Consider the following 23,702-nt stretch of genomic DNA (forward strand, 5'->3'; position numbering starts at 1 on the left):
GCCGCGCAGGGGAGCCGGCCGTCCGGCACGTGCCTCCACGCGTGGCCGAGGAGGTCGGCGGAGGCCCGCCGTCTAGGGTGGCGGCATGGACGAGCGGCGGTGGCGGGACGACCGGGCGGCGCTGAACGCCGCCCGCGGCCGGTTCGGTGAGGTCGCGAGCGCGCTCTACCCGGACGCGCCGCGCGTCGCCGGGAGGCCGCTGCTCTGCCGCGCGGGATGGATCCCGGACGCGCCGATCCCGCTGGCGGACATCCGGCTGGAGTGGGACGAGCGGCCCGCGCCGCCGCCGGTCGCCGATCCCCCGGACGGGCTGCCGCCCGGTCACCGCACCTACGCCGAGGCCATGGGCGCGCTCGCACCGCCGAAGGTGTTCGAGGACCGCCCGTCCTACCGGCTCCTCGACGCCCGCCCGCCCGTCCTGCGCCTCGGGCCCGCCCGCTACTTCGACGGCGTGAACGTGGGCGAGTCCGCCGCGCATGAACTGGCGGCCGGGACGCCCGGCCTGCCGCTGCGGACCCGGATCGGCGACCCCTGCGACCTGGCCCGCCGCCCGGCGCTGCCCGCGATCACCACGCTGACCGTCACGACGTCCGGTTCGTTCCCCGGTGCGGGTTCGTACGTGCTGCACCGGCGCGACCCGGCGAAGGTCGCGCACGCCGGCGGGCTGCACCAGGTGATGCCGGTCGGGGTGTTCCAGCCGCTCGGCGGCGAACGCCCCGACATGTGGCGGTGCATGGTGCGCGAGTACGCCGAGGAGTTCCTCGGGATGGGCGAGGACTACGGCGACGGCTTCGTCCAGGACGACTGGCCCTTCCACCGGGCGATGACCGCCGCCCGCGAGGAGGGCCGGCTGCGGGCGCACTTCCTCGGGCTCGGCATCGACCCGCTGACGTTCGCGCTGGACCTCCTCACGGTCGTCGTCATCGAACACGACCTGTTCGACGACCTCTTCGGCGGGCTCGTCGCCGTCAACGACGAGGGCACGGTGGCGATGGCGCCGTTCGACGGGACCGTCCCGCGGCCGATGCAGCCCGCCGGTGCCGCCGCGCTGATGCTCGCATGGCGGCACCGGGAGACGCTCGGCCTCACTCGCGGCTGAGCGCCTTCAGCTCGTCCAGTGCGTCCACCAGGTGGTCCACGATCTCGGACGGGTCGGGGATAAGGTCGCGGCAGGCGACGATGCCGACGTTCACCCTGCCGTCGTAGGAGAAGACGGTGATGTTGAGCCCGCCGCTGACATCGGTGACGACGGAGATCGGGTAGTAGCCGAGCACCTTCGCCCCGCACAGGTACAGCGGAAACTGCGGCCCCGGCACGTTGGAGATCATCAGGTTGACCGGGCGCAGCGACAGCGCCGGCGCCGCCTGCAGCGCGAGCCGGGTCACGGTGCCGGCGACGGGCGCGGGGAGGAGCCCGCTCACCTCCCGCACCCAGTCGCCCGACGAGCGGGTGAACCGCCGCTTCGCGGCGTCCATGTCGCGCCGGACGGCCGCGTACCGCTCCACCGGGTCCGGGACGTGCGTGGCCAGCGGGACCGTCATGATCGAGACCTGGTTGCCCGGCTCGGCCTGCGCGCCGCCGCGCCGCAGCGACACCGGGACGGCCGTGACCAGCGGACGGTCGGGCAGGTCGCCGCGCTTGTCGAGCCACTGCCGCAGCGCCGTCGCGCACAGCGCCATCACCGCGTCGTTCACGCTGCCGCCGAGGCCGCGCCTGATCTGCTTGATCTCCTCCAGCGGGAGGTCTCCGCAGGCGACGGAGCGGCGGCGTCCGATCGGGAGGTTGAACGGGGTCGGCGGCGCGCTCAGCCGGGGCGCCTTCTGCGTCACCGGCCGGCGCAGCGCGCCCTGCATCACCGACGACACCAGCCCCACACCCGGAACGGACGAGAGGCCGGGGATCTCGTCCAGGTAGGGGGCGGCGCGCGCGACCGAGACGGCCGAGCGGAGGGGATACAGCGCGGCCCGCAGCAGCCCGGTGCCGAGCATGTCGATCAGGCCGGGTGCGCGGGCGGGCGCGGCCTCGTCGGCGGGCACCTCGCGCGGCTCGGGCGACAGGTCGAGCAGGGCGGCGAGCGTCTCGGCGGCCATCACGCCGTCGATGGCGGCGTGGTGCACCTTCACGTAGACGGCGGTCAGGCCGCCCTGAAGTCCCTGGATGAGCACCATCTCCCAGAGCGGGCGGGTCCGGTCGAGCGGCTGCTCGTGGAGCATCCCGACGAGGTCGGCGAGCTGCCGTTCGGTGCCGGGCGCCGGGAGCCCGAGCTCGGTGATGTGCCGTTCGGGGGCGAAGTCGGGATCGTCCTCCCAGTACGGATGGTCCAGGCCGAGCGGCACCTGGACGAGCCGCTGCCGGAGCGGCCGGGCCGCGAGGTGCGCGCGGCCGCGGATCAGCTCGGCGACGAGCGGGACGCTGAGCCTGCCGCCGGGGCACGACGCCGGATCGACGATGCCCAGCCCGGCGATGTGGGCGTGCGTGGTGCTGCTCTCGGCGTGGAGGAAGGTGGCGTCCACGGTGGTCAGCTGGCTCATGCTCTCGTCCCGTCGGCTCGTCCTGCGCCTGCCCTGCCTTCTAGGAGTTATGCGTTCCTGGGCGGTAGGTCAACGAGGGCCGCCAGAAAGTAACAGCGACTTAACGGGGCGTTTCAGGCAGTTCACCCAGCACTTTCCGGGGGGCCGGACAAGATTTTCCCCCGGCTCGACCTGATCTGGTCAGAAGACTTCACAAGCTGATCAACCAGGGCGTTCCACCGGCGACATCATGATCATCACACTAGGCTGGTCCCCCATGACGGCACGACCACTCTCGGAGATCGTCGAAGCGGGATGGGCGACCGCGCTGCAGCCGGTCGCCGGGACGATCGCGGCGGCCGGCGACTGGCTGCGCGCCGAGGTCGCCGCCGGCCGCCGCTACCTGCCCGCCGGGAACCTCATCCTGCGCGCCTTCACCCAGCCGTTCGACGACGTCCGCGTCCTCATCGTCGGCCAGGACCCCTACCCGACCCCCGGGCACCCGGTCGGCCTCAGCTTCTCCGTCGCCCCGGACGTCCGGCCGCTGCCCGCGAGCCTCATCAACATCTTCCGCGAGTACTGCAGCGACCTCGGCCACCCGCAGCCGTCCACCGGCGACCTCACCCCGTGGACGGAGCAGGGCGTCTGCCTGCTCAACCGGTCGCTGACCGTCATGCCCGGCAAGCCCGGCTCGCACCGGGACAAGGGCTGGGAGGAGGTCACCGAACAGGCCATCCGCGCCCTCGCCGCCCGGAACCGCCCGCTGGTCGCCATCCTCTGGGGCCGCGACGCCCGCAACCTCAAACCGATGCTCGGCAGCGTCCCCTGCATCGAATCCCCGCACCCGAGCCCCTACTCGGCCGACCGGGGCTTCTTCGGCTCCCGCCCGTTCTCCCGGGCCAACCGGCTCCTCGAAGAGCAGGGCGCGCCCCCCGTGGACTGGAAACTGAGTTAGCCCAGGGGCGACCCCCTGGAACCCCGTCGGCGACGCGCCCCCGCCCGTGTTCCGGTGACCGGGTTCTACTCGTCGGGGAGGTGGCGCAGGAGGGTGGCGAACTCGCCGGTGCCCTCCGTGGGGGCGTCCGCGGCGAGGGGGGTCAGTCGGCGTGCGCCGTGGCTCCAGTAGACGCCCGGCGCGCACGGGTCGTCGGCGCCGGCGTGCATCTCCCGGACGACGTCCGCGAACACCGGCAGCACCGCGCGGACGGCCGTGGACGTGATCGGGTACAGCAGCAGCGTGCTGTGGCAGGGGGCGCCGACCAGGGCGCCGTGCTCGTTCGGCCACGGCAGGAACTGGTCGACCTCGCTGAGCAGCGCCGACACGTAGCGGCTGCCCGCTTTGCTCACGACGCGGACATCACGTCCCGGCAGGAGCGGCTGGTCGTGGACGGAGACGTCCGCCAGTTCCCGGTCGTGGGTGTTCGTCATCACATAGCCGAGCTTGTGCAGGCCGAGCAGCCCGGCGCGGGCCTTGGTGAGGGGGCCGCCGTAGCGCGGGTGCTCGATCATCACCATCGCATCGAAATGGTCGCCGGCCGGGACGACGACGAGGCCCTCCCGGTCGCGGGGCGCGAGCTTCGGCACGATGCGCAGCCGCAGCAGTTCCCGGACGTCGCCGAACAGCTCCATCTCGCCGACCGCGAGGAACGCGCGGTCGCCGACCTCGCGGACCCACTCGTCCACCACCCGGGGCCATGCCGAGCGCGGCTCGCGCGCGCACCGCTCCAGCACCGTCCAGCTGGAGGCCCGTGCCTCGGACCGGCCGACGGGCAGCACCACCTCGGACGTGCCGGGATCGAACCAGGCGCTGGGCGCCAGGGCGGGCAGCACGTCGCGGATGAGCGCGTGCACGTCCGCCGCCGCGTCCAACGGTTCCATGAAAGCTCATCCTCCCTCAGCCGTCGGCGAATCACTTCACACCCCAACCTTCTCAGAGTTCGGCCCCGTTGTGTGATCCATCGCGATCCCCGCCGGATACTCGCTGATCACCGGCCGCTCAAGTACGGTGCCTACATGCGCGAACTCGTGTACCCGCCAGTGATCAAGACGGCTGTCGGTGTGTTCAAAGCCCTGAACATCAAGTTCCGTCTGGAGGGGACCGAGCATGTCCCCAGCACCGGCGGCGCGGTGCTCGTCAGCAACCACGTCAGCTACCTCGACTTCATCTTCGCGGGTCTCGCCGCCCACCCGGCCGGGCGGCTGGTGCGGTTCATGGCGAAGAAGGAGATCTTCGACAACCGGATCGCCGGGCCGCTCATGCGTGGGATGCACCACATTCCCGTCGACCGGAACGCGGGCGCCTCGTCTTACGCGGCGGCGCTGAAGGCGCTGAAGAGCGGCGAGATCATCGGCGTGTTCGCGGAGGCGACGATCAGCCGGTCGTTCACGGTGAAGGAGATCAAGAGCGGCGCGGTGCGGATGGCGGTGGCGGGCAAGGTGCCGCTGATCCCCGTCGCGCTCTGGGGCCCGCAGCGGATGTGGACCAAGGGCCGCAAGCGCCGGCTGCTGCAGCGCAACGTCCCCGTGACGATCCTCGTCGGCGAGCCGATGTACCCCAAGCGCGGCGACGACTACGAGCAGGTCACCCTGGAGCTGCGGGCCCGGATGGCGGAGCTGCTGGAGAAGGCGCAGCGCGAGTACCCGGAGGTCCCGCGCTCGGACGAGACCTGGTGGCAGCCCGCCTACCTCGGCGGGACGGCGCCGACGCCGGAGGAGGCCGCGAAGCTCGACCTGGAGGAGGCGGAGGCCCGCAAGGCGGCCCGCGAGGCCCGGGAGGCCGGCGGCTCCTGACGGGGCCCGGCTAATTCATTGGACGGCGTCCGGCACGGCGCGTGATCATGCTGGTCATGACCATGTCGCAGGAGAGGCCGCAGGAGGTCCTGCATCTGATCGAGCCACTGGAGAACGTCACCGACCCCGGGCCGGAACCGGCGCTGCCCGTGGTCTTCAACCTGTCCGACAACAACTCGCCGGCCGACGTGATGGACGTGCTGTCCCTGCGCCCGTTCGCGTCCGGCGAGCAGCCCTGGTCCCGGTCGACGCGGCTGGAGAACGTCAAGGCCGACGCGCCGCTGCGCCCGGACGGCGCCCGGCTCGTGCGGGTCGCGCACGAGAAGGGCAAGGAGTCGGTGCTGGCCGAGGGCGACGGCTGGACGCTGCTGACGAACCGCTGGAAGAGCGGCGTCGCCTACGTCGCGGTGTCCGCGGTCACCGACGCGCTGGCCGAGTCCGTCCTCGAAGCGTCCGTGCAGGACGCGACCGAGCCGCCGAAGACCGACGAGACCAGCGTCGAGATGGGTTTCTGGCACATGGGCTCGCACGGCCCCGTGCGCAGCGAGCGCGCGATCACCGCCGACGCGTGGGCGGACATCCGGCGCAACTACACCGCACCGGTCGCCGAGGCGCTCGACGCGGTGATGAAGCTCACCCGCGACGAGGTCGCCGGGCGGCTGCTGCTCCTGCACGGCCCGCCCGGCACCGGCAAGACCACCGCGCTGCGCGCCCTGGCCCGCGCCTGGAGCGACTGGTGCCAGGCCGACTGCGTCCTCGACCCGGAGTCCCTGTTCGGCACCCCCAGCTACCTCATGGAGGTGGCCGTCGGCGACGACGAGGACGAGAACCGCCGCTGGCGGCTCCTCATCCTGGAGGACTGCGACGAGCTGATCCGCGGCGAGGCCAAGCAGTCGACGGGCCAGGGCCTGTCGCGGCTGCTCAACCTCACCGACGGAATGCTCGGCCAGGGCCGGGACGTCCTCGTGGCCATCACCACCAACGAGGACCTGGCGATGCTGCACCCGGCGGTCGTCCGGCCGGGCCGCTGCCTGGCCCAGATCGAGGTCGGCCGGCTGACCCGCGCGGAAGCGGTGACCTGGCTGGACGGCTCCGGCGCCCCGCCCGCCGAGATCGGCGCCGACGGCGCCACCCTCGCCGAACTGGCCGCTCTCCGCAAGGGCGAGAAGCGCCCGCAGGGCGAGGCCGCCCCGGCCACCGCGACCGGTTTCTACCTTTAGGTCGCCTTCCGCAGGGCCTGCTCGATGTCCGCCCAGAGGTCGTCCGGATGCTCCAGGCCGACCGAGAGGCGGACGGTGCCTTCGCCGATGCCGGCGGCGGCCAGCGTCGCGGCGTCCATCTGGCGGTGGGAGGTGCTCGCCGGGTGCATCACCAGGGACGCGACGTTGCCCAGGGACGGGCCCAGGGAGATCAGTTCGACGGTCTCGGAGAAGACGCGGCCCGCCTCACGGCCGCCGGCGAGTTCGAAGGCGAGGACCCCGCCGGCACCGTCCGGGAGGAGCCGGCGGGCCACCTCGTGCTGCGGGTGGTCGGGCAGGTCCGGATAGTGGACGCGGGCGACGGACGGGTGCGCGGCCAGGCGGCGGGCGAGGTCGAGGGCCGACTCGCTCTGCCGGGCCACCCGCATCGGCATCGTGGCGAGGCCGCGGACGGTGAGCCAGGCGGCGAACGCGTCGGCGGTCGGGCCCAGTTCGAGGGCGTGCTTCCAAACGCGGTGATGGACGGACGGGTCGGCGAAGACGGCGACGCCGCCGATGATGTCGCCGTGCCCGCTGAAGTACTTGGTCGCGGAGTGGACGACGACGTCGACCCCGTGGTCGAGGGGTTTGCACAGCAGCGGCGCGAAGGTGTTGTCGACGACGGTCAGCACGTCCGTCCCGCGCACGGCCGCGGTGAACGCGGGCAGGTCCGTCACGTGCGTGGTGGGGTTGGCGATCGTCTCCAGGTAGAGGAGCCGGGTGGTGGGGCGCAGCGCGCCGTGCACCTCGGCCGGGTCGTCGCCGGGGACGAAGGTGACCTCGACGCCCCAGCGCTCGGCGAGGTTCTGGAGCAGCGCGTAGGTGCCGCCGTAGAGGGCGGTCTGCGCGATGACGTGGTCACCGCTGCGGAGAAGCCCCATCAGCACCGCGTTGATCGCGCCCATGCCGGACGCGGTGGCGAGCGCCCCGGCGCCGCCTTCCATTTCGGTGACGGCCCGTTCCAGGGAGCGGACGGTCGGGTTGCCCATCCGGGCGTAGAAGAACGCCTGGTCCGGTCCGGCGAAGGCGGCGGCCAGGTCGTCGGCGGCGTCGAAGGTGAACAGATGGCCCTGGTAGATCGGGACGGTGAGCGGCCGGCTGCCGTCGGGCGCGATCACGGGCGGGTGGACGGCGCGGGTCTGCGGATGGTGTCCGGTCATGTCTCCAGCCTGCGCCGCGGCTGCGGACCCGGAAACGGCCAATTGCGACCAGTGGCCCGGACCACGCCCCCGTGCCATGCGCCGCGGCGCCGGACCACCGGTCCGGCCGGGACGCGGGCGCCCTGGCCGGACGGTTCCCGTCGCCGGCCCGCCCACCCCGCGAAGGCGGGCCGGCGATCGGGATCGTCCCGGTCGAAGGTGCCGTTCCCGGCGTCCCCCGACCGACGTTCTGAGCATCTCCCGGCGAGCCCCCTGCCCGCCATCCGGGAGATCACGGCCAAATCGCCGTGTTGTTCCGGATACGGGTCCGTACGTACTACGTGTCGGCCACGAGTCGCGCGGACGCCGGACGCCGGGCTAGTTCTTCGGTTTTCCGCTCTCCCCCGCCTTCGGCGACTTCGACGCGCCGCCGCCCGGAACGCCCGGAAGCGAGTTCTGCAGTTGGCTCTTGTTCTCGTCGTTGACACCGGACGGGTACTGCTGGGTCACCTTCCACTCGCCGCCGACCTTGCTCAGCGACAGCCGCAGCAGCGTCGCCGGCTGGTTGACGGCGCCGTCCTTGGTCTTGAGCGAGACGTCCGCCATGACGACCGCCGTGGCGAACCTGCCGTTGACGGTGCCGACGAAGACCTGGTTGGTCTTGGACGACAGCACCACCTGCGCGTCGGACTGGAAGGCGCTGGCCAGCGACGGCAGCGTGTTCTTCGTGTAGTCCTCCAGCAGGTCGCCGGCCATCAGCTTCTGCGCCTTGGCCGACTGCGTCTGGTAGTTGGACGCGTTGTAGCTGAAGGCCAGGTCGCCGTACTCGGAGGCGACCTCGCCGATGGCCTCCCTGTCGTCCCGCTCGGACGACAGGGAACTCGCGCTCGTCCACTTCCAGATCGCCAGGCTCGCCAGCAGCGCGACGAGGACGACGATCACCACCGTCGGCACGAGACCGAGGCCGAAGGCGCCCGGCCGGGGCTCCGCGGCGGCGGCGCTCGCGCGGGCCGGGGTCTTCTTCGGGGCCTTCTTCGGGGCCTCGTCCGCGGGCTCCTCCTCCGCGGCCTCCTCCTCCGGCGGTTCGAGCCGGGTGGGACGCGGCTTGGCGGCCTTCGCGGCGGCGGCCTTCACCGCGGGCTTGGCGGCGGGCTTCGCGGCGGGCTCGGCGGGCTCGGCGTCCGCCTCGTCCTCGGCGTCGAGGGCCTCCAGGACCTCGTCCAGGTCCTCGTCGTCGATGACCTCGATGACCCGCACGCGCCGCTTGCGCCTGGCGGGCCGCGCCGGCCGCGCCGCGGCCTCCTCGGTCTCCGCCTGCTCCTCGGCCGGGACCGCCTCGACCTCGGCGGCCTCGTCCTTGCCGGTCTTGGCTGTCACTTCGGTACTCCTCGGGGTTGAGTCAGTCCTTGCGCCGGCGGAGCCGGTTCAGGCGGGACACCACGGGCACCGAGCCCATCATGACCCTGATCAGCACCAGCAGGGCGATGATCGGGGGAACGCACACCAGCCACACCGGCGGCCCGGAAGAGTCGTCGGCGTTGTTCGCCGCGTTCTTGGCCCGCACGTTCTGCCGGTCGAGCGAGGGATCGTGGGTGGGAATCGTCTCGCCCGGGTTCTTGGCCGGGTAGCGCTTCTGCTCGGCCTGCGCCGGGGTCCGCCCGCCGGGGCAGGTCAGGAACCCGTTCACCGCCGGCTGCGGGAGCGGGTACTTGTACTCCAGCGTCGCCCGGTGGTTCATCGTGACCTGGAAGACGACGTTCAGGACCGGCTTGCCCTGGTCGATCCCGATCACGTTGTCCAGGACGACCTTCAGCGCCGGTGCCACCGCGAGCGTGTTCCGCAGGTCGGTCAGGTAGCCGGGGTTGTAGGACGCCAGGCCCATCGTGCCGAGCGAGTCCACGGCGCACCCGAAGTCCGGCTCGGTCTTGTCGAGCAGGCCGTTGACCGTGCCGAGCAGGTCCGGGCCGCGGTCGCGCAGCTCGGCGATCCGGCCGCGGACCTGGCTGAGCGCCGCGGTGAGCGCCGCGATGTTGTCGACCCCGGCGCCGAGCGAACCCCGGTTCCGGTTCAGCACGTGGGTGATGCGGCCGAGGTCCCTGGTCAGCCCGTCGAGCAGCTCGGTGTTCTGCGCGAACGTCTGGGTGAGGTCGTCGCCGCCGTTGATGATCTGGCGGAGCGAGTCCTCGCGTCCGGACCAGCCCTCGGCCAGCTCGTGGGTGAGGACCTTGGCGTCCTCGGGGTTGATCGCCTTGAGCGTGTCGAGGACCGCGCCGAACAGGTCGCCGTACTTGGGCGGGACCTTGGTGTGCGACACCGGGATGACGGCGCCGGGCTTCATCGGCGGCGCGCCGGCCCTGCCGGGGCCCGGCGTCAGCTCGACCACCGGCTCGCCGACCGCGGACTTGCGGGCCGCGGCGGCGGTGACGCCCTGCGGGATCTTCACGCCGCGGTCGATGTCGAGCCGGACCACGACCCTGTCCTTCCGCAGCCGCACCGAGTCGATCTTGCCGATCCGCAGGCCGAGATAGTCGACCTCGAAGTTCGGGTGCAGGCCGGGCGAGGACTCGAACTCCACCGAGATGTGGTACGGCCGGTCGATGAAGTCGAACCGGACGACGTTGTTGAACGCCCACACCACCATCACCACGGCGAGGACGCCGAAGGCCAGCAGGTTGATCGTCAGTCGCCTGGTCATCCGTGCGGCTCCAGGATCTTCTCAAGGTCCGGCAGGGCGCCTTCGAGCTGCTTCGGAATCTGGGTGGACGACCGGGTCTTCCTGGGCTTGTCGCTGAGGCCGGGGAAGATCGGCCGTCCGTCCGGCCAGGTGATGCGGACGATCGGGTAGAGCAGCAGCTGGCCGTCGTAGGTGGCCTTCGGGATCTTGTAGGAGAACGACACCAGGCTGTTCACCAGGCCGGTGAGCCGCTTGCGGTTGCCGCCGAGCTGCTGCAGGACGGGGTCGAGGTCGGCGAGCAGCTTGCGGAACCGCAGGATGCGCCCCTCCAGGACCTTGTCGTTCAGCTCCCGGGCCATCCGGGTGAGCCGGTCGACGGTCTTGATGATCTTGTCTTTGTCCTCGTTCAGCATCCGCGTGGTGCGTTCGAGCTGCCCCGGTGCCTCGTTCAGCGCGTCGCTGCCCTTGGCGAGCGACCGGCCGAGCCTGGCGAACCGGTCCACCGACTCGCCCAGCTCGCGGCGCTGCTCGGCGAACATCTTCACGAGGTCACCGGTCTGGGCGATCGTCTTGTTGAGCTTCTGCCCGTTGCCGTCCAGCGCGGTCGCTCCGGCATTGACGACGGTGGCCACATCGTCCCCGGCGAGCGCCTGGATCAGCGGCCCCGCCTGCCCGACGACCTGCTCGAACGCCGGCTGGACGCTGGTGTCGGTGATGGTGGCGCCGGTGGCGAGGAACGGGCCGCGGTCCATGCTCGCGCCGGGCGGCATCCGCAGGTCCACGTAGTTCTCGCCGAGCAGCGACGTCACCTTGATCTCGGCCCGGGTGCCCTTCGGGATCTTGATGCCGTCCTCGACGGACAGCGTCACCCTGGCCTTGTAGCCGTCCAGCCGGACCTTGGTCACGCTGCCGATCGTGATGTCGGACATCTTCACGCTGTGCCCGGCGACCAGGCCCTGGACGTCGTCGAACGTGGCGGTCAGGGTCAGGTGCCCCTTCGGCGCGCCCGCCGTCCGGTAGGAGCAGCCCGAGACCGCGAGGACCATGACGGCGACCAGCAGCAGGAGCTTCCGGCTCATCAGTTGCCTCCCCTCTTCTGCCAGGGGCAGTTGGAGTTCGGCTCGGGCAGCGGGCAGCCGACATCGTCGGTGTTCTGCAGGCCCTGCAGCCACGTCCGCAGGAACGCGTCCGTCGCGAACCGGATCTGCAGCGACTTGTTCTTGGGGTTGTAGCCGTTGATGAGCGCGCCGCTGATGCCGGGCAGCACGTTCAGCAGTTGCGCGAGCTGCTTGGCGTTGCCCTTGAGGATGAGCGCGGTCCGGGTGAGGACGGCGAGGTCGTACGGCAGGTTCCCCTTGTACTTCTGCAGCAGTTCGTCGCCGTTCTTCGCCAGGTCGAGGATCCCGTTGATCAGCTGCTGGAGCTCGCCGCGCTCGGAGCTGAGCACCTGGCTCGCGGTGCCGAAGTCGCGGATCACCGCGCCGAGGACCTCCTCGCGCCCGCGCACCACCCCGGCCAGCCGGTTCAGGTTCCGCGCGACCTTGATCAGCTCCTCGTCCTGCCCGGCGACGTTCTCGATGAGCCGGGCGCTCTGCTCCAGGGTGGCGTTGAACTCCTTGCCGTTGCCCCGCACCGTGCCGGCCGCGGTGCCGAGCGCGTTCTGCATCTTGGTCGGGTCGAGCGCGTTCGCGAGGTTGGTGAACGAGCTGAGTGCGTCGTCCACCTCGACCGGCACGTGGGTGCGCTCGATCGGGATGACGTTCGAGGTCTCCTTCGCCTCCCCCGGCTTCCACGCCGGGTGCAGGACGAGGTTGCGCTCGCCGATCAGGTTCAGCGGGACGATCGACGCCTGCACGCCCTTCGGCAGCGGGACGTCACCGCGCAGGTGGAAGGTGACCTTGACCTTGTCACCCTGGTTCTCGACCTTGTCGACGAGGCCGACGTCCGCGCCCATCACCTTGACCCTGGACTGCTTGTAGAAGGAGCGGGCCTTCGGGACGTAGACGACCATCGTCCGCTCGCCGGGGGCGGGGGCGAGCGAGCAGCCGCCGAGGGACGCGGTCAGCGTGAGGCCGAGCGCGAGGGCGATTCCCTTCCCCCTCCTCATCAGTTGCCTCCCTTCGAGCGCCGCGTGGAGATCGGGCCGGGCGGCTGCAGCGGGCCGAGCCCGGTGAGCACGCCCTCGATCCAGGGACCGTTGCCCCGCAGGTTCGCGACCTGCTGGAACGTCGGGCCGAGCAGCGAGAAGTCGGTGTTCAGCGCGTCCATGTTGGGCGCGAGCCGGGTGGTCAGCAGGTGCAGGTCGTCCAGCAGCGCGTCGAGCTGCTTCTGGTTCTTGGAGATCACGTTGTCCAGCGTCCGGACGGTCCGGTTGCCCTGCCCGATCGTCGCGGCCAGCTCGCCGCGGCGCCGCACCAGCGCCTGGAGCAGCACCTGGCTGGCGTCGATGATCCGGCGGAGTTCCGCGTCCTTGCCGGCCAGCGTGCCGGTGATCGTCTTGCTGTTCTCGATCAGCCGCTGGATCTGCGGGTAGGAGTCGTTCAGCGTGCGGGACACCTGCTCGATGTCGACCAGGATCCGGCGGAGCTTCTGCGCGCCCGGCGACTTGATCTTGTTGACCTCGGTGAGCAGCTTGTCGATGCTCTTCTGGTCGAGCTTGCCGACGATGTTCTGCGCGCCCTCCAGCGCGTCCGGGACCGTGAACGGGACGCTGGTGCGCGACAGCGGGACCCGCCGCCGCGCCTGCGGCACGTCCGCCATGTAGGGCTTGGTGACCGGGCCGGACAGCCGCAGGTACCGGCCGCCGAGCAGCGTGGTCGTCTGGATCTCCGCCCGGGTCTTCGGCCCGAGGTCGATCCCGGCGTTGACGTGCCAGGTCACGATGACCTTGCCGTGTGCGAAGTCCGGCTGCACGGAGGTGACCCGGCCCGACTTCACGCCCGCGACCCGCACGTCCTGGCCCTTCTTCAGCCCGGCCGCGTCGCTGAACTCGCCGCTCATCGTGTAGCCGCGCTCGAACAGGTGCATCTGGCCGACGGAGAACGCGAACACGCTGGCGGCGCCGAGCGCGGTCACGGTGACGATCGCGACGATCTTCTGGTTGACGTCCCGCAGGGACTTCAGCGCCATCAGCCGCCACCTCCCGCCAGCATCTTCCGCAGCTCGGCGAGGTCGTCCTTGGACGGCTGGCCCGTGCCGGGCGCCTTTGGCAGCTCCATCGGGAACGGGCACGGCCCCTGCATCACGTTCAGGCACAGCGCGTTCGTGCGCAGGTAGTGGCCGCCGTTCGCGGTGGAGAACAGCTGCCGCAGCGTCAGCGGAAGCTGCCGCACCATCTTCTCCAGCTCGTCCACGTTCAGCCGGAACGTCTCGCTGAATTCGCCGAGGTTGCCGATGATCCGGTTCAGCTGGGCCTCGTTGCCGCCGAGCACCTGGTTCAGGTTGGTGGTCACGCCCGAGATCTCCACGACCGCGTTGTCGAGCAGCTTGCGGTTGTTCGCGAACACCCTGGTGAGCGACTCCAGGTTGTCGATGCTCGCCGCGATCTGCCGGTCCCGGGTCGCGATCGCCTCGCTCACCGTCTCGTAGTCGTCGATCATCCCCTGGATCGTCTTCCGGCGGGCGGAGAACGTCTGCAGCAGCAGGTCCAGGTTGTCGGTCAGCAGCGAGATGTTCTGCTCGTTGCCGTCCAGCGCCTGGGAGAAGGCGAACAGGATCTTGTTGAGCTGGTTCGGGTCCAGGTTGCGGGTGAGCGGGCCGAGGCTGTTGACGATGTCGCCGAGGTCCACCACCGACCGGGTGTGCGGGACCCGGTCGCCGTCACCGAGCCGGCTCTGGCTCGTCCCCGCCTCCAGGTAGACGACCCGCTGCCCCATCACGTTGCGCCAGCGGATCGCGGCCGTGGAGTCGGACGGGACGCGGACGTCCCTGTCGACCTCCATCACCACCACGGCCTTGCCGCGCACCACCTTGATGCTCTCGACCTGCCCGACGGGCGTGCCCGCGACCTTCACGTCATCACCCGTCAGGAGGCCGGTGACGTCGTCGAACGTCGCGGTCAGCTTGTAGCGGGCCCGGAAGCTCGTGCCGAGGATCTGCTGGCCGATGTAGAGCGTGAGCAGCCCGGTCACCGTCACGAACACCAGCGTCTTCAGCATCGTGCCGTATTCGGGCCCGCGCGCGGCCTTGGCGCGCCTGCGCGGGCTCATGGCCTGGCCCCCGTCGCCGCGCCGCCGGTCTTGCGCGCCCCGCCCGCCCCGGGCAGCGGCACGTCGAAGGCCGTCGCCTTCGGCTTGACCGGGCAGACGTCGATGAAGATCTGGCACATGTCCAGGGGGAGGTCGTCGCGTGCCTGGGCGATCAGGGTGCCCTCCGGGCCGGGGATGCGGATGATCTGGGCCAGCAGCCCGAAGAAGCCGTTCAGGCTGTCCAGCAGCACTGGGATGTTGCGGCGCTGGTCGTCGACCACCGACACGATCGCGCCGCCGGTGTCGATGATCGTGCCGAGGTTGCGGCCGTGCCGCTGCAGGTTCGTGCCGACCGTGTCACCGAGCCGGGCCGACTCGTCCAGCAGCCGCGACACCTTGTCGGGCCGTGCGTTGATGACCTCGGAGAGCCGGTTGAAGTCGGTGGCGAACCCGGTGATCGTGTCGCCGCGCGACTCGAACGTGCCGGACAGGCCGTTGATGTCGTTCAGGAGCGACTGGATCGCGGCCCGGTTCCGGTGGGTCGCGTCGACGACGATCGCGCCGTTGTCGATCGTCCGGCGCAGCGCCGGGCCCTGCCCGGAAAGTCCGGCGCCGAACGTGTGCAGGATGGTCGCCACGTCGTCGGGGTTGATCGCCTTGGTGAGCCGGTAGGTGGGCCAGGCGGTGTCGGACAGTTCCTGCGGGTCGTTGGTCTTCGTGATCGTCCCGCCGTCCTTGAGGTACGGGCCGCTCAGCTCGTGCGCGCCGAGGTCGAGGCCGATGTCCTTCGGGCCGAACACCGACACCGGCTCGACCGTCGCCACCGCCGTGTCGGCGATCCTGACGCCCTTGTCGACCCGGAGCCGGACGGTGACGCGGCCGTCGTCGTCCAGCTTGAGGCGCTCGACCGTGCCGACCGCGATCCCGCGGATCTTGACGTCGGACTTGCCCGGGTCGAGGCCCTGCCCGGCCCGGCCGAACGTCGCGTCGTAGTAGGTGGATCCCGCGTGGGACGGCATGGAGCCGACCGCCACGAACGCCGCGGCGGCCGCGATGACCCCGGCACCGACCAGCCCGAAGAGCGTCCGGGAGCGGGTGGACAGTGTCTCCTCGCTCATCCGGTCAGCCTCACCGTGCCGCCGTGGCCCCAGAAGATGTACGACAGGACCAGGTTCATCAGGATCATCAGGATGGTCGACTCCCGGATCGCGCGGCCCGCGGCGACGCCGACGCCGACCGGGCCGCCCGCCGCGTAGTAGCCGCGGTAGCAGTGAATGAACATGATGATGAAGGCGAACACCGCGACCTTGACGGCGCTGTAGAACACGTCGATCGGCGGCAGGTAGAGGTGGAAGTAGTAGTCGTAGATGCCGGGCGAGAGGCCGAAGTACTGGATCGTGATGAACCGGGTGGCGAAGAACGCCATGAACAGCGACACCAGGTACAGCGGCACGAGCGCGATGACGCCGGCGGCGACGCGGGTGCTCACCAGGTAGGCCAGCGAGTTGATGCCCATGACCTCCAGCGCGTCGATCTCCTCGGAGATCCGCATCGCGCCGATCTCGGCGGTGAACCCGGTGCCGACCTGCGCGACCAGCGCCACGCCCGCGATGATCGGGGTGACCTCGCGGACGTTGGAGTAGCTGGAGACCAGCCCGCTGAACGCCTCCGCGCCGATGCGCTCCAGCCCGGGGTAGCCCTGCAGGCCGACCATCGCGCCGGTGGCGAGCGACATCGTCGCGATCACGAAGATCATGCCGCCGCCGATGACGAGCGCGCCGACGCCGACGGTGATGTCGCTGACCTGCTTGGCGAGCGTCTTGCCGTACTTGCGCCGCAGGACGATGTCGAAGAACAGGTGGTAGAGGACCCGGCCGAGGAAGATCGGCAGGTTGGCCGACGCGGCGAGGCCCGCGGTCCGGCCCCTGACGGCACGGCCCAGCTTGCGGACGGGGGAAATGGCGACCATCAGAACCTCGGGGGGAAGAGGACCTGGTAGATCATGGTGAGGATGTAGTTCGTCGCGAACACCACGATCGAGGTGACGACCACCGCCTTGTTCACTGCGCGGCCGACGCCGACGGGGCCGTAGTCGCAGTTCATGCCCATGTAGCAGGCGACGGCGGCGGCGATGAAGCCGAACACCCACGCCTTGAACAAGGTGATCATCAGGTCCGAGAACTGCAGCAGGACGGTGGCGCCGTCGAAGAACGCACCGGGGCTGACGCCCTGCTGGATGACGTTGAAGTAGTAACCGCCGATGATGCCCGCCAGGATCACCACCGAGCACAGCAGCCCGGACACCATGCTCGCCGCCCACAGCCTGGGGGTGACCAGGCGGTGGATCGGGTTGATGCCCATGACCTCCATCGCCGCGAGTTCGTCGCGGATGTTGCGGGCGCCCATGTCGGCGGTGATGGCCGATCCGCCCACGCCGGACACCAGCAGCGCGGAGGCCAGCGGCGCCACCTGCTGGATCATCGCGGCGGTCAGCATCGCCCCGGTGCCCGACTGCGCGCCGAGCTGCCGGGCGATGTCGCCGACCTGGAGCGAGATGGTGGCGCCGAGCGGCACCGCGATGAGCATGACGGGCACGCTGGTGACCCGCGCCAGGAACCAGCACTGCTCGATGAACTCGCCCCACCATTGGCGCAGGTCCCAGGAGCGGCGCAGCCCTTCGAGCAGGGTCACGCACAGCAGTCCGGTCTCGTCGAGTGCGCGCCCGAGGCGTCTGCGTGCCAGGTCCGGGGCCTTGGTCAGGCTCAGGGCCATCAGCCGGTGACCTTCCCCGGAGGGGCCGCGTCTTTCCGGGGGGGCCACCCACCGAACCCCCCGGAGGGGGGTGCGAGAAGGTCCATGCCAGCCTCCTTCTTCTCGGACGTCGGCGCCCATCCGATGCTCCGGATCCGCCGTCCCATAGGCGGCGCCCTCGTCCTGCTCGTCTGCGCGCCACCCTGGTCTCGGCAGAGACCGGGATCACCTGGGCACCCAAGCAAGCACTCGGGTACCGCCTGTGATCTGAGGCACTCTATTGGAAGAAGGTCTAAGAAGCGAGTACTTACTTTGTGATTTGTCCGAAGCTACGATCGGCGGACGATGATCGAGGCGCCACGAGAGGCGGAAGACGGCATGGACGGCGGCATGGACCCGCTGGTCATGGGCGTCCGGGACCGCTGGGAGAAGCAGGGGCTGCGGGGCGAGCCCTGGCCGTTCATGGCGGTCTGCTCGGTGGGACGGCTCAACCAGTTGCTCAAGAAGGCGCTCGACATCGAGCTGAAGCGGCTGGAACTCACCCGGACCGGCTATTTCCTGCTGACCACCCTGGCCCTCACGCCGCGCGGCGGCGCGCGGCTGAGCATGCTCGGCCGGTTCCTGATGATGCATCCGACGACGGTGAAGCTGACCGTCGACCAACTGGAGGCCGCCGGGCTCGTCGGCCGCACCCGGCATCCGCGCGACCGGCGCGCCACGATCGTCGCGATCACCCCGGCCGGACGCGCCCGCGTCAACGACGTCAGCCTGGCGCTGGAGGCGCCCGGCGGCGCGTTCGCCGCGTTCGCGGGCATGCACCGCGACATGTTCGACGCGCTGCAGCCGGCTCGCCTCGCGGCGGGTGATGTGGAGTCGCTCGATCCCGGCGCGCAGGAAGGCCCGGAACCCCGGCGGGGGTGAACCGCGTACGATACCGCCGCGGACCCTCACTTCGACAACACGACACCCGGGCGATAAGGCAGTCTTCTCCTATGCCACAGAGTCACGGCAGTCGCAGACGTCCCGGCGCCGGTGGGCGGCGGGTACGGCGGATGCTCACCAGCAACGTCACCATCACCATCGTCGCGATCGGGGCGCTCGGCACGGCGGTCACGCTGGTCGACCTCGGCGGCATAGGCGGCGACGACACCAAGCCGCCGAAGGCCGCGGCCGCCGGCCTGTCCACCAACGACATGCTCGCCAACCTGACGTCGTCGTCCGACATGGACAAGGTCGCCGCCGACGCGATCGCCCACGCCAAGAAGCGCGCCTACGAGGAGCACCAGCGGGAGCTGAAGCGGCTCAGGGAGAAGGCGAAGCGGGACGCGGCGGCGCGGGCGAAGCTGAAGGCGCAGCAGGAGCGGGAACGGCTCGCCAAGTCGAACCCGAGCGCCGCGCAGAACAAGGCGTACGGCAAGAAGATGAACGCGCTCAAGGGCTGGGACCGCTGCTGGCCGTCCCTGCTGACGCTGTGGAACCACGAGAGCGGCTGGAACGAGCGGGCCGTCAACCCCTCCAGCGGCGCCTACGGCATCCCGCAGGCGCTCCCCGGCTCCAAGCTCGCCAGCGCCGGACCCGACTGGCGCACCAGCTCCCCCACCCAGATCGCGTGGGGGCTCGGCTACATCAAGGCCCGGTACAAGGACCCGTGCGGCGCCTGGGCCTGGTGGCAGGCCCACAACTGGTACTAGTCCACACAACCGGGGCCGGTCGCCGCTCCGCCCGGTTCCCGCGTCCGCGGCCTGGCACCATGGAGTGATGCGGACGAGCGGCACGCGGCAGACGAACGGCGGGGGCGAGGGAACCGGCGGCGGCCGGCAGTGGGCCCGCGCCGACGCCACCCGGCAGGCGCTGCTGACCGCGGCGCAGCAGGTCTTCGCCGACCGCGGCTACGCCGACGCGGGCATCGCCGAGATCGTCGAGCGGTCCGGGATCAGCGTCGGCAGCCTCTACCACCACTACGGCGGCAAGGCCGGGCTGTACGTCGCGCTGTGGGAGGAGCTGACCGCCGAGCAGGAGGCGAGCGCCGCGCAGGCCGTGTCCGCCGCCCGCAAGGACGGCGAGTCCGACCCGATCGCGCTGTTCATCGCCGGCGCCCGCGCCTACCTGCGGGTGTGCTGGGAGCGGCGGGAGGCGGCCCGGCTGTTCCTCGGCGGCGAGGGCCCGTCCGGGTCGTCGCTGATGCGCCGCAGCCGCGCCCAGCACTGGATCGCGCAGAACACCAGGCTGCTGCGCGGCCCCTCGTCCGGCGAACCCGCCGGCCGCCCCGAGCAGGTGCTGAGCCTCGTCCTCACCACCGTCATCGGCGAGGCCGGGCGGGAGATCGCGACAGCGGAGAGCGAGTCCGAGGCCACCGAGATCATCGATGAGGTCTGCCGCATTCTCATCCGGCTGGCCCGCTGACCAGCGCTCCGGGGCGCGGGTGGTGTCCGCGGTCACAGGGGACGGCGGGGACCCGTTATCCTGACCTCCTGGTTACCGGATCCTGACGGAAAGTCGAAGGAGTCCATGCCGACGTCGACCTGGTTCCGCCTCAACGTCGCCAAGCGCGAGCGGGTGCTTGAGGTGGCGATGCGCGAGTTCGGGGAGCACGGGTACTCGACCGGCAGCCTGAACACCATCGCGCGCGAGGCCGGCATCGCCAAGGGCTCGCTGTTCCAGTACTTCAGCGACAAGCTGGAGTTCTTCGCGTTCGTGTGCGACGAGACGTCCCGCCGCATCCGCGAGGAGATGGAACGGCGCATCGAGCGCGTCGACTTCGACCAGGCCTTCGACGAGTGGCTGTTCGACGTCCTGTGCGACTGGACCGAGTACATGGCGGACCATCCGCTGGAGCGCGGCGTCACCGCGGCGACCAACTTCGAGCTCGACAACAGCGTCCGGTCCGTCGTCCGCGACACCGCGAACCAGCACTATCTGCAGGTCATCCATCCGACGCTGGAGCTGTGGAAGGCCGAGGGCGCCATCCGCGAGGACGCCGATCTCGACGTCCTCGCCACGTGGCTGATGACCCTCCTGCCGTTCCTGGCGCTCGCGCCGTACTACGACGGCCTCGACCCGATCCACCGGCTGCGCGGCCGGACGCCCGCCGAGCAGCGTCCGGTGATCCGGCAGCTCATCGCGGGCTTCCGCCCCATCTTCGCCCCCATCAAGTAAGGGTCAATCCTCGATGTCCGCGACCAGGACGTCCATGTAGCGGGCGGCGAAGCGGCCGGGCAGGGGGAGGTCCCCGGCCCCGGCCGCGGTCAGGACGCGCGGGTCGCCGATGCGGCGGGCGCGGCCGAGGCGTTCCACGCCGCCGCGTCCCTCGGCGAGCAGGTTGCGGACCCAGTCGCAGTCCCGCCCGTACGGGAGCCCGACGATGAGCCGCCGGCCGCTGCGGAACGCGATCACGGGCGTCCGGTACGCACGGCCCGACCGGCGGCCCCTGTGGACGATCACCGCGAACGGCGGCAGATAGGGCGCGTAGACGCCCTGGATCCGGTTCGTGACGACCTTGTTGAAGCGGGCGACCGATCTCGGCATCAGCGGCTTCGGCATGCCCCATGGGTAACACGTCAGCGGGTGAGGAGGTACTCGTCCGGGTCGGCTTTGCGCGTCGTCGCCCAGAACTCGAAGGTGTGGCCCGGCCACAGGGTGCGGTTGACGCCCTTGTCGTCGAGGTACCAGCTGCTGCAGCCGCCCTCGTTCCAGACGGCGCGCCGCAGCCGCCTCTGCATGCGGTCGTTGAAGCGGCGCGCGGCCCGCGGCTTCGGCTCGATCGCGTCGGCGCCGTGCTCCCGCAGCAGGCGCAGGCAGCTCAGCACGTGCTGGATCTGCACCTCGATCATGAAGACGACGGAGTTGTGGCCGAGGCCGGTGTTCGGGCCGAGCAGCATGAAGAAGTTCGGCATGCCGGGGATCGTGGTGCCGCGGTGCGCCTCGATGCCGTCCGCCCAGATCTCCTGCAGCTTGGTGCCGTCGCGTCCGGTGACGCGCAGGTCGGTGAGGGCGTCGGTCACCTTGAAGCCGGTGCCGTAGATGATGCAGTCGACCTCGTGTTCGCGTCCGTCCCCGGTGACGATCGAGTGCTCGCGGACCTCGGCGACGCCGGAGGTCTCCACGTGCACGTTGGGACGCGTGAGCGCCGGATAGTAGTCGTTGGACAGCAGGATCCGCTTGCAGCCGATCGTGTAGCCGGGCGTCACCTTGGCGCGCAGGACGGGGTCGGCGATCTGCTTCTCCAGGTGCCGGCGGGCGATCTTCTCCTGCGGCGTCGACAGCCGCGGGTCGATGGTGAAGCCGACGGCGCGGGCCTCCAGCGCCCAGTAGACGCCGCCCCGGAAGGCGCGGGCGGCGCCCGGCACCTTCTCGAACACCTTGCGCACCGGCGCCGGGATGGCCACGTCCGGCTTGGGCTGGATCCACGGCGGCGTCCGCTGGAAGACGACGAGGTCGCTCGCCTGCTCGGCGACCCGCGGGACGAACTGGATCGCGGACGCGCCCGTCCCGATGACGGCGACGCGCTTGCCCGCGGGGTCATAGGAGTGGTCCCACTCGGCGGAGTGGAACGCGGTCCCCTTGAACCGCTCGATGCCCGGCAGGTCCGGGAAGGACGGGACGTGCAGGGCGCCGATGCCGGAGACGATGGCCTTCGGGGTGAGGACGCCCCCGTCCGCGAGCGTCACGTTCCAGCGGCGCGCGCCGTCGTCGTACTCCATGGAGTCGACCTTCGCGCCGAAGCGGATGTGGTCGCGCACCCGGTACTTGTCGGCGGTGCGCTCCATGTAGGCGCGGATCTCGGGCTGCGGCGCGAACATGCGCGTCCAGCCGGGGTTCAGCTCGAACGAGAAGGAGTACATGTGCGAGGGGACGTCGCAGGCGCACCCGGGGTAGGTGTTGTCGTGCCACGTCCCGCCGAGCGCCTCGCTCTTCTCCAGCACGACGAAGTCGTGGAAGCCGGACTGCTTGAGCCGGATCGCCATGCCGAGGCCGGCGAAGCCGGAGCCGATGATGACGATCGCCGGGCCGCGCTCGCTCATAACCCATCCTTCCGCGTAACCTACTTTCAGTAAGTTACCGGGAGTAGCTTACTGACGATAGGTCCAACAGAGGGGTTCTCCTGTGAGTGGCGCCACACCTCCGCCCCCGTCCCGCCGGCGGCGGATGGCCCGGGCCGAGCGCGAGCGGCAGATGCTGGACGTGGCCGAGGAGGTGTTCGGCGAGCGCGGCTACCAGGCCACCTCCATGGACGAGATCGCCGAGCGCTGCGGGGTCTCCAAGCCGATGCTCTACGAGTACTTCGGCTCCAAGGACGGGCTGCTCGTGGCGTGCGTGAGCCGGTCCAAGGCGGAACTGCTCGACGTGACCCAGAAGGCCATGGCGGGCGCCACCACCGCCGAGGACATCCTGTGGCGCGGCATGGTGGCCTACTTCTCCTTCATCGACTCGCACAGCAAGTCGTTCGCGATGCTGCTGCGCGAGCCGATAGCCGCGTCCGCGGAGACCGCGGAGGCCGTCGAGGCGACCCGGCGGCAGCAGAGCACGCTGATCGCCGGGGTGCTGGCGATGTTCGCCCCGTCCGCGCCCGGCGACGTCATCGAGGCGTACACGCAGATCATCATGGGCGCGAGCGAGCGGATGGCGCTGTGGCAGACGAGCCGTCCCGACGTGTCGGCGCAGGACGCGGCCCGCTACATGACCGGCTTCTGCCGGCAGGGCCTCAGCCCCTATCTGGCCCCGCCCCCTCCGCCGGCCGGCGGGGAAGTGCCTCCAGAGCTCCGATGAGCAGGTCGAGGCCGAACTCGAAGTCGGTCTCGGCATCGTGCGCGGCCAGTTCGGGCCCGTAGGCGATGACGTGCCGGAACTCGTCCGGGTCGAGGCGGTTCCACGACTCGGCGCCGGTCTCGGCCAGGTGCCCGAGCATCTTCTCCACCCCGGCCTCGCGCATCTGGGCGCCGATCGCGTAGGCGAGCAGCGCCCGCATGATCCGCACGGCGGTGCCGCCGTCGAACCCGGCCGCGTCCGCCAGCGCGAGCGCGCGCTCCACCGGCCGCAGCCCCGCCGAAGTGTCGACCTTGTGGGTGAGGACGATCGCCATGCAGCGCGGGTTGTCGCGGGCGACCTTCCGGAACGCCCGGACGAGGGCGCGCGCACGCTTCTGCCACGGCTCGGACGGGTCGTCCTCCAGTTCCATGCCCGCGACGACGTGCTCGGCGACGCCCTCCAGCAGCGCACTCTTGTTCGGGACGTGGTTGTAGAGCGACATGACCGCGACGCCCAGGTCGGCCGCGACCCGGCGCATCGACAGCGCGTCCGCGCCCTCCCGCTCGATCAGCGCGACCGCCGCCCGCACGATGCGGTCACGGGTCAGCGCGGGACGCACGGCGTCGGAGGTCACCCGCCTCGCCATCACGGCCGCCTCTTTTCCGCCG

General features: G+C 70.8%; 24 protein-coding genes. 9 read left to right on the forward strand and 15 right to left on the reverse strand.

Annotated elements, in window-relative coordinates; translation table 11 throughout:
* Positions 1-85 precede the first annotated feature (85 nt).
* Positions 86-1,099 (forward strand): hypothetical protein, encoded by a 1,014-nt coding sequence (locus tag ACQP1N_RS26680; RefSeq protein ID WP_433227390.1) that lies wholly within the window; start codon positions 86-88, stop codon positions 1,097-1,099.
* On the opposite strand, the gene ACQP1N_RS26685 is transcribed toward ACQP1N_RS26680, so the two are convergent.
* The gene (locus tag ACQP1N_RS26685) at positions 1,086-2,531 is read right to left on the reverse strand and encodes a WS/DGAT/MGAT family O-acyltransferase (RefSeq protein WP_433227392.1); all 1,446 of its coding nucleotides are present in this window, start codon (positions 2,529-2,531) and stop codon (positions 1,086-1,088) included. The genes ACQP1N_RS26680 and ACQP1N_RS26685 overlap by 14 nt on opposite strands.
* Before the next feature lie 256 nt (positions 2,532-2,787).
* On the opposite strand from ACQP1N_RS26685, the gene ACQP1N_RS26690 reads away from it, so the two are divergent.
* Entirely contained in the window at positions 2,788-3,465 is a 678-nt protein-coding gene (locus ACQP1N_RS26690) for a uracil-DNA glycosylase (protein WP_067798690.1), read from the forward strand.
* A 65-nt stretch (positions 3,466-3,530) separates the two neighbouring features.
* Here the strand turns inward: ACQP1N_RS26690 and ACQP1N_RS26695 are convergent, their stop codons facing one another.
* Positions 3,531-4,388 (reverse strand): hypothetical protein, encoded by an 858-nt coding sequence (locus tag ACQP1N_RS26695; protein WP_433227394.1) that lies wholly within the window; start codon positions 4,386-4,388, stop codon positions 3,531-3,533.
* 135 nt (positions 4,389-4,523) lie between these two features.
* On the opposite strand from ACQP1N_RS26695, the gene ACQP1N_RS26700 reads away from it, so the two are divergent.
* Both ACQP1N_RS26700 and ACQP1N_RS26705 read left to right on the forward strand, forming a co-directional pair.
* Positions 4,524-5,300, forward strand: a complete 777-nt coding sequence (locus ACQP1N_RS26700; RefSeq protein WP_067798697.1) for a lysophospholipid acyltransferase family protein — start codon at positions 4,524-4,526, stop codon at positions 5,298-5,300.
* 56 nt (positions 5,301-5,356) lie between these two features.
* Positions 5,357-6,520, forward strand: a complete 1,164-nt coding sequence (locus tag ACQP1N_RS26705) for a DUF5925 domain-containing protein (RefSeq protein WP_306303166.1) — start codon at positions 5,357-5,359, stop codon at positions 6,518-6,520.
* Here the strand turns inward: ACQP1N_RS26705 and ACQP1N_RS26710 are convergent.
* The 10 genes from ACQP1N_RS26710 to ACQP1N_RS26755 all read right to left on the reverse strand — a co-directional run bounded on the left by ACQP1N_RS26710 (position 6,517) and on the right by ACQP1N_RS26755 (position 17,310).
* Positions 6,517-7,698, reverse strand: a complete 1,182-nt coding sequence (locus tag ACQP1N_RS26710) for a trans-sulfuration enzyme family protein (protein WP_433227397.1) — start codon at positions 7,696-7,698, stop codon at positions 6,517-6,519. The genes ACQP1N_RS26705 and ACQP1N_RS26710 overlap by 4 nt on opposite strands.
* Positions 7,699-8,055: 357 nt before the next feature.
* Positions 8,056-9,054 (reverse strand): hypothetical protein, encoded by a 999-nt coding sequence (locus ACQP1N_RS26715; protein WP_433227399.1) that lies wholly within the window; start codon positions 9,052-9,054, stop codon positions 8,056-8,058.
* Positions 9,055-9,076: 22 nt separating this feature from the next.
* A complete protein-coding gene (locus ACQP1N_RS26720) occupies positions 9,077-10,372 on the reverse strand; it encodes an MCE family protein (RefSeq protein ID WP_433227401.1) in 1,296 nt (431 codons plus the stop codon).
* Positions 10,369-11,430 (reverse strand): MCE family protein, encoded by a 1,062-nt coding sequence (locus ACQP1N_RS26725; protein WP_067798707.1) that lies wholly within the window; start codon positions 11,428-11,430, stop codon positions 10,369-10,371. Before ACQP1N_RS26725 ends, ACQP1N_RS26720 begins: the two co-directional genes overlap by 4 nt.
* Positions 11,430-12,458 (reverse strand): MCE family protein, encoded by a 1,029-nt coding sequence (locus ACQP1N_RS26730; RefSeq protein ID WP_067798708.1) that lies wholly within the window; start codon positions 12,456-12,458, stop codon positions 11,430-11,432. The genes ACQP1N_RS26725 and ACQP1N_RS26730 overlap by 1 nt, the downstream gene beginning before the upstream one ends.
* Positions 12,458-13,480 carry an MCE family protein gene (locus tag ACQP1N_RS26735; RefSeq protein ID WP_067798710.1) on the reverse strand — a complete coding sequence of 341 codons (1,023 nt, stop codon included), beginning with the start codon at positions 13,478-13,480 and terminating at the stop codon, positions 12,458-12,460. The genes ACQP1N_RS26730 and ACQP1N_RS26735 overlap by 1 nt, the downstream gene beginning before the upstream one ends.
* On the reverse strand, positions 13,480-14,559 hold the full coding sequence (locus ACQP1N_RS26740) for an MlaD family protein (protein WP_242608941.1): 1,080 nt from the start codon (positions 14,557-14,559) through the stop codon (positions 13,480-13,482). The genes ACQP1N_RS26735 and ACQP1N_RS26740 overlap by 1 nt, the downstream gene beginning before the upstream one ends.
* Positions 14,556-15,656 carry an MlaD family protein gene (locus tag ACQP1N_RS26745; protein WP_084262953.1) on the reverse strand — a complete coding sequence of 367 codons (1,101 nt, stop codon included), beginning with the start codon at positions 15,654-15,656 and terminating at the stop codon, positions 14,556-14,558. Before ACQP1N_RS26745 ends, ACQP1N_RS26740 begins: the two co-directional genes overlap by 4 nt.
* The gene (locus ACQP1N_RS26750; RefSeq protein ID WP_067798715.1) at positions 15,653-16,507 is read right to left on the reverse strand and encodes an MlaE family ABC transporter permease; all 855 of its coding nucleotides are present in this window, start codon (positions 16,505-16,507) and stop codon (positions 15,653-15,655) included. The genes ACQP1N_RS26745 and ACQP1N_RS26750 overlap by 4 nt, the downstream gene beginning before the upstream one ends.
* Complete coding sequence (locus ACQP1N_RS26755) at positions 16,507-17,310, reverse strand: MlaE family ABC transporter permease (RefSeq protein ID WP_067798717.1); 804 nt, start codon at positions 17,308-17,310, stop codon at positions 16,507-16,509. Before ACQP1N_RS26755 ends, ACQP1N_RS26750 begins: the two co-directional genes overlap by 1 nt.
* 324 nt (positions 17,311-17,634) lie before the next feature.
* Between ACQP1N_RS26755 and ACQP1N_RS26760 the strand changes: the two genes are divergently transcribed.
* The 4 genes from ACQP1N_RS26760 (at position 17,635) to ACQP1N_RS26775 (ending at position 20,445) form a co-directional block, all read left to right on the forward strand.
* Positions 17,635-18,210: a MarR family winged helix-turn-helix transcriptional regulator gene (locus ACQP1N_RS26760; protein WP_084262955.1), complete on the forward strand. Its 576-nt coding sequence runs from the start codon at positions 17,635-17,637 to the stop codon at positions 18,208-18,210.
* A 131-nt stretch (positions 18,211-18,341) separates the two neighbouring features.
* Positions 18,342-18,980, forward strand: a complete 639-nt coding sequence (locus tag ACQP1N_RS26765; protein WP_067798724.1) for a lytic transglycosylase domain-containing protein — start codon at positions 18,342-18,344, stop codon at positions 18,978-18,980.
* Positions 18,981-19,047: 67 nt separating this feature from the next.
* A complete protein-coding gene (locus tag ACQP1N_RS26770) occupies positions 19,048-19,692 on the forward strand; it encodes a TetR/AcrR family transcriptional regulator (protein WP_067798727.1) in 645 nt (214 codons plus the stop codon).
* 105 nt (positions 19,693-19,797) lie between these two features.
* Positions 19,798-20,445 (forward strand): TetR/AcrR family transcriptional regulator, encoded by a 648-nt coding sequence (locus tag ACQP1N_RS26775; RefSeq protein WP_067798730.1) that lies wholly within the window; start codon positions 19,798-19,800, stop codon positions 20,443-20,445.
* Positions 20,446-20,448: 3 nt separating this feature from the next.
* Here ACQP1N_RS26775 and ACQP1N_RS26780 read toward each other — a convergent pair whose 3' ends face one another.
* Positions 20,449-20,829, reverse strand: a complete 381-nt coding sequence (locus ACQP1N_RS26780; protein WP_084262956.1) for a nitroreductase family deazaflavin-dependent oxidoreductase — start codon at positions 20,827-20,829, stop codon at positions 20,449-20,451.
* Positions 20,830-20,846: 17 nt separating this feature from the next.
* Positions 20,847-22,310 (reverse strand): flavin-containing monooxygenase, encoded by a 1,464-nt coding sequence (locus ACQP1N_RS26785; RefSeq protein WP_433227407.1) that lies wholly within the window; start codon positions 22,308-22,310, stop codon positions 20,847-20,849.
* Positions 22,311-22,392: 82 nt separating this feature from the next.
* Between ACQP1N_RS26785 and ACQP1N_RS26790 the strand changes: the two genes are divergently transcribed.
* Complete coding sequence (locus ACQP1N_RS26790) at positions 22,393-23,055, forward strand: TetR/AcrR family transcriptional regulator (protein WP_433227409.1); 663 nt, start codon at positions 22,393-22,395, stop codon at positions 23,053-23,055.
* Here the strand turns inward: ACQP1N_RS26790 and ACQP1N_RS26795 are convergent.
* Positions 22,991-23,680, reverse strand: coding sequence for a TetR/AcrR family transcriptional regulator (locus ACQP1N_RS26795; RefSeq protein ID WP_067798739.1), 690 nt, complete (start codon positions 23,678-23,680; stop codon positions 22,991-22,993). The genes ACQP1N_RS26790 and ACQP1N_RS26795 overlap by 65 nt on opposite strands.
* Between the last annotated feature and the right edge of the window lie 22 nt (positions 23,681-23,702).

Origin of the sequence: Actinomadura formosensis, from assembly GCF_050948385.1 — a bacterium.
Taxonomy (GTDB): domain Bacteria; phylum Actinomycetota; class Actinomycetes; order Streptosporangiales; family Streptosporangiaceae; genus Spirillospora; species Spirillospora formosensis.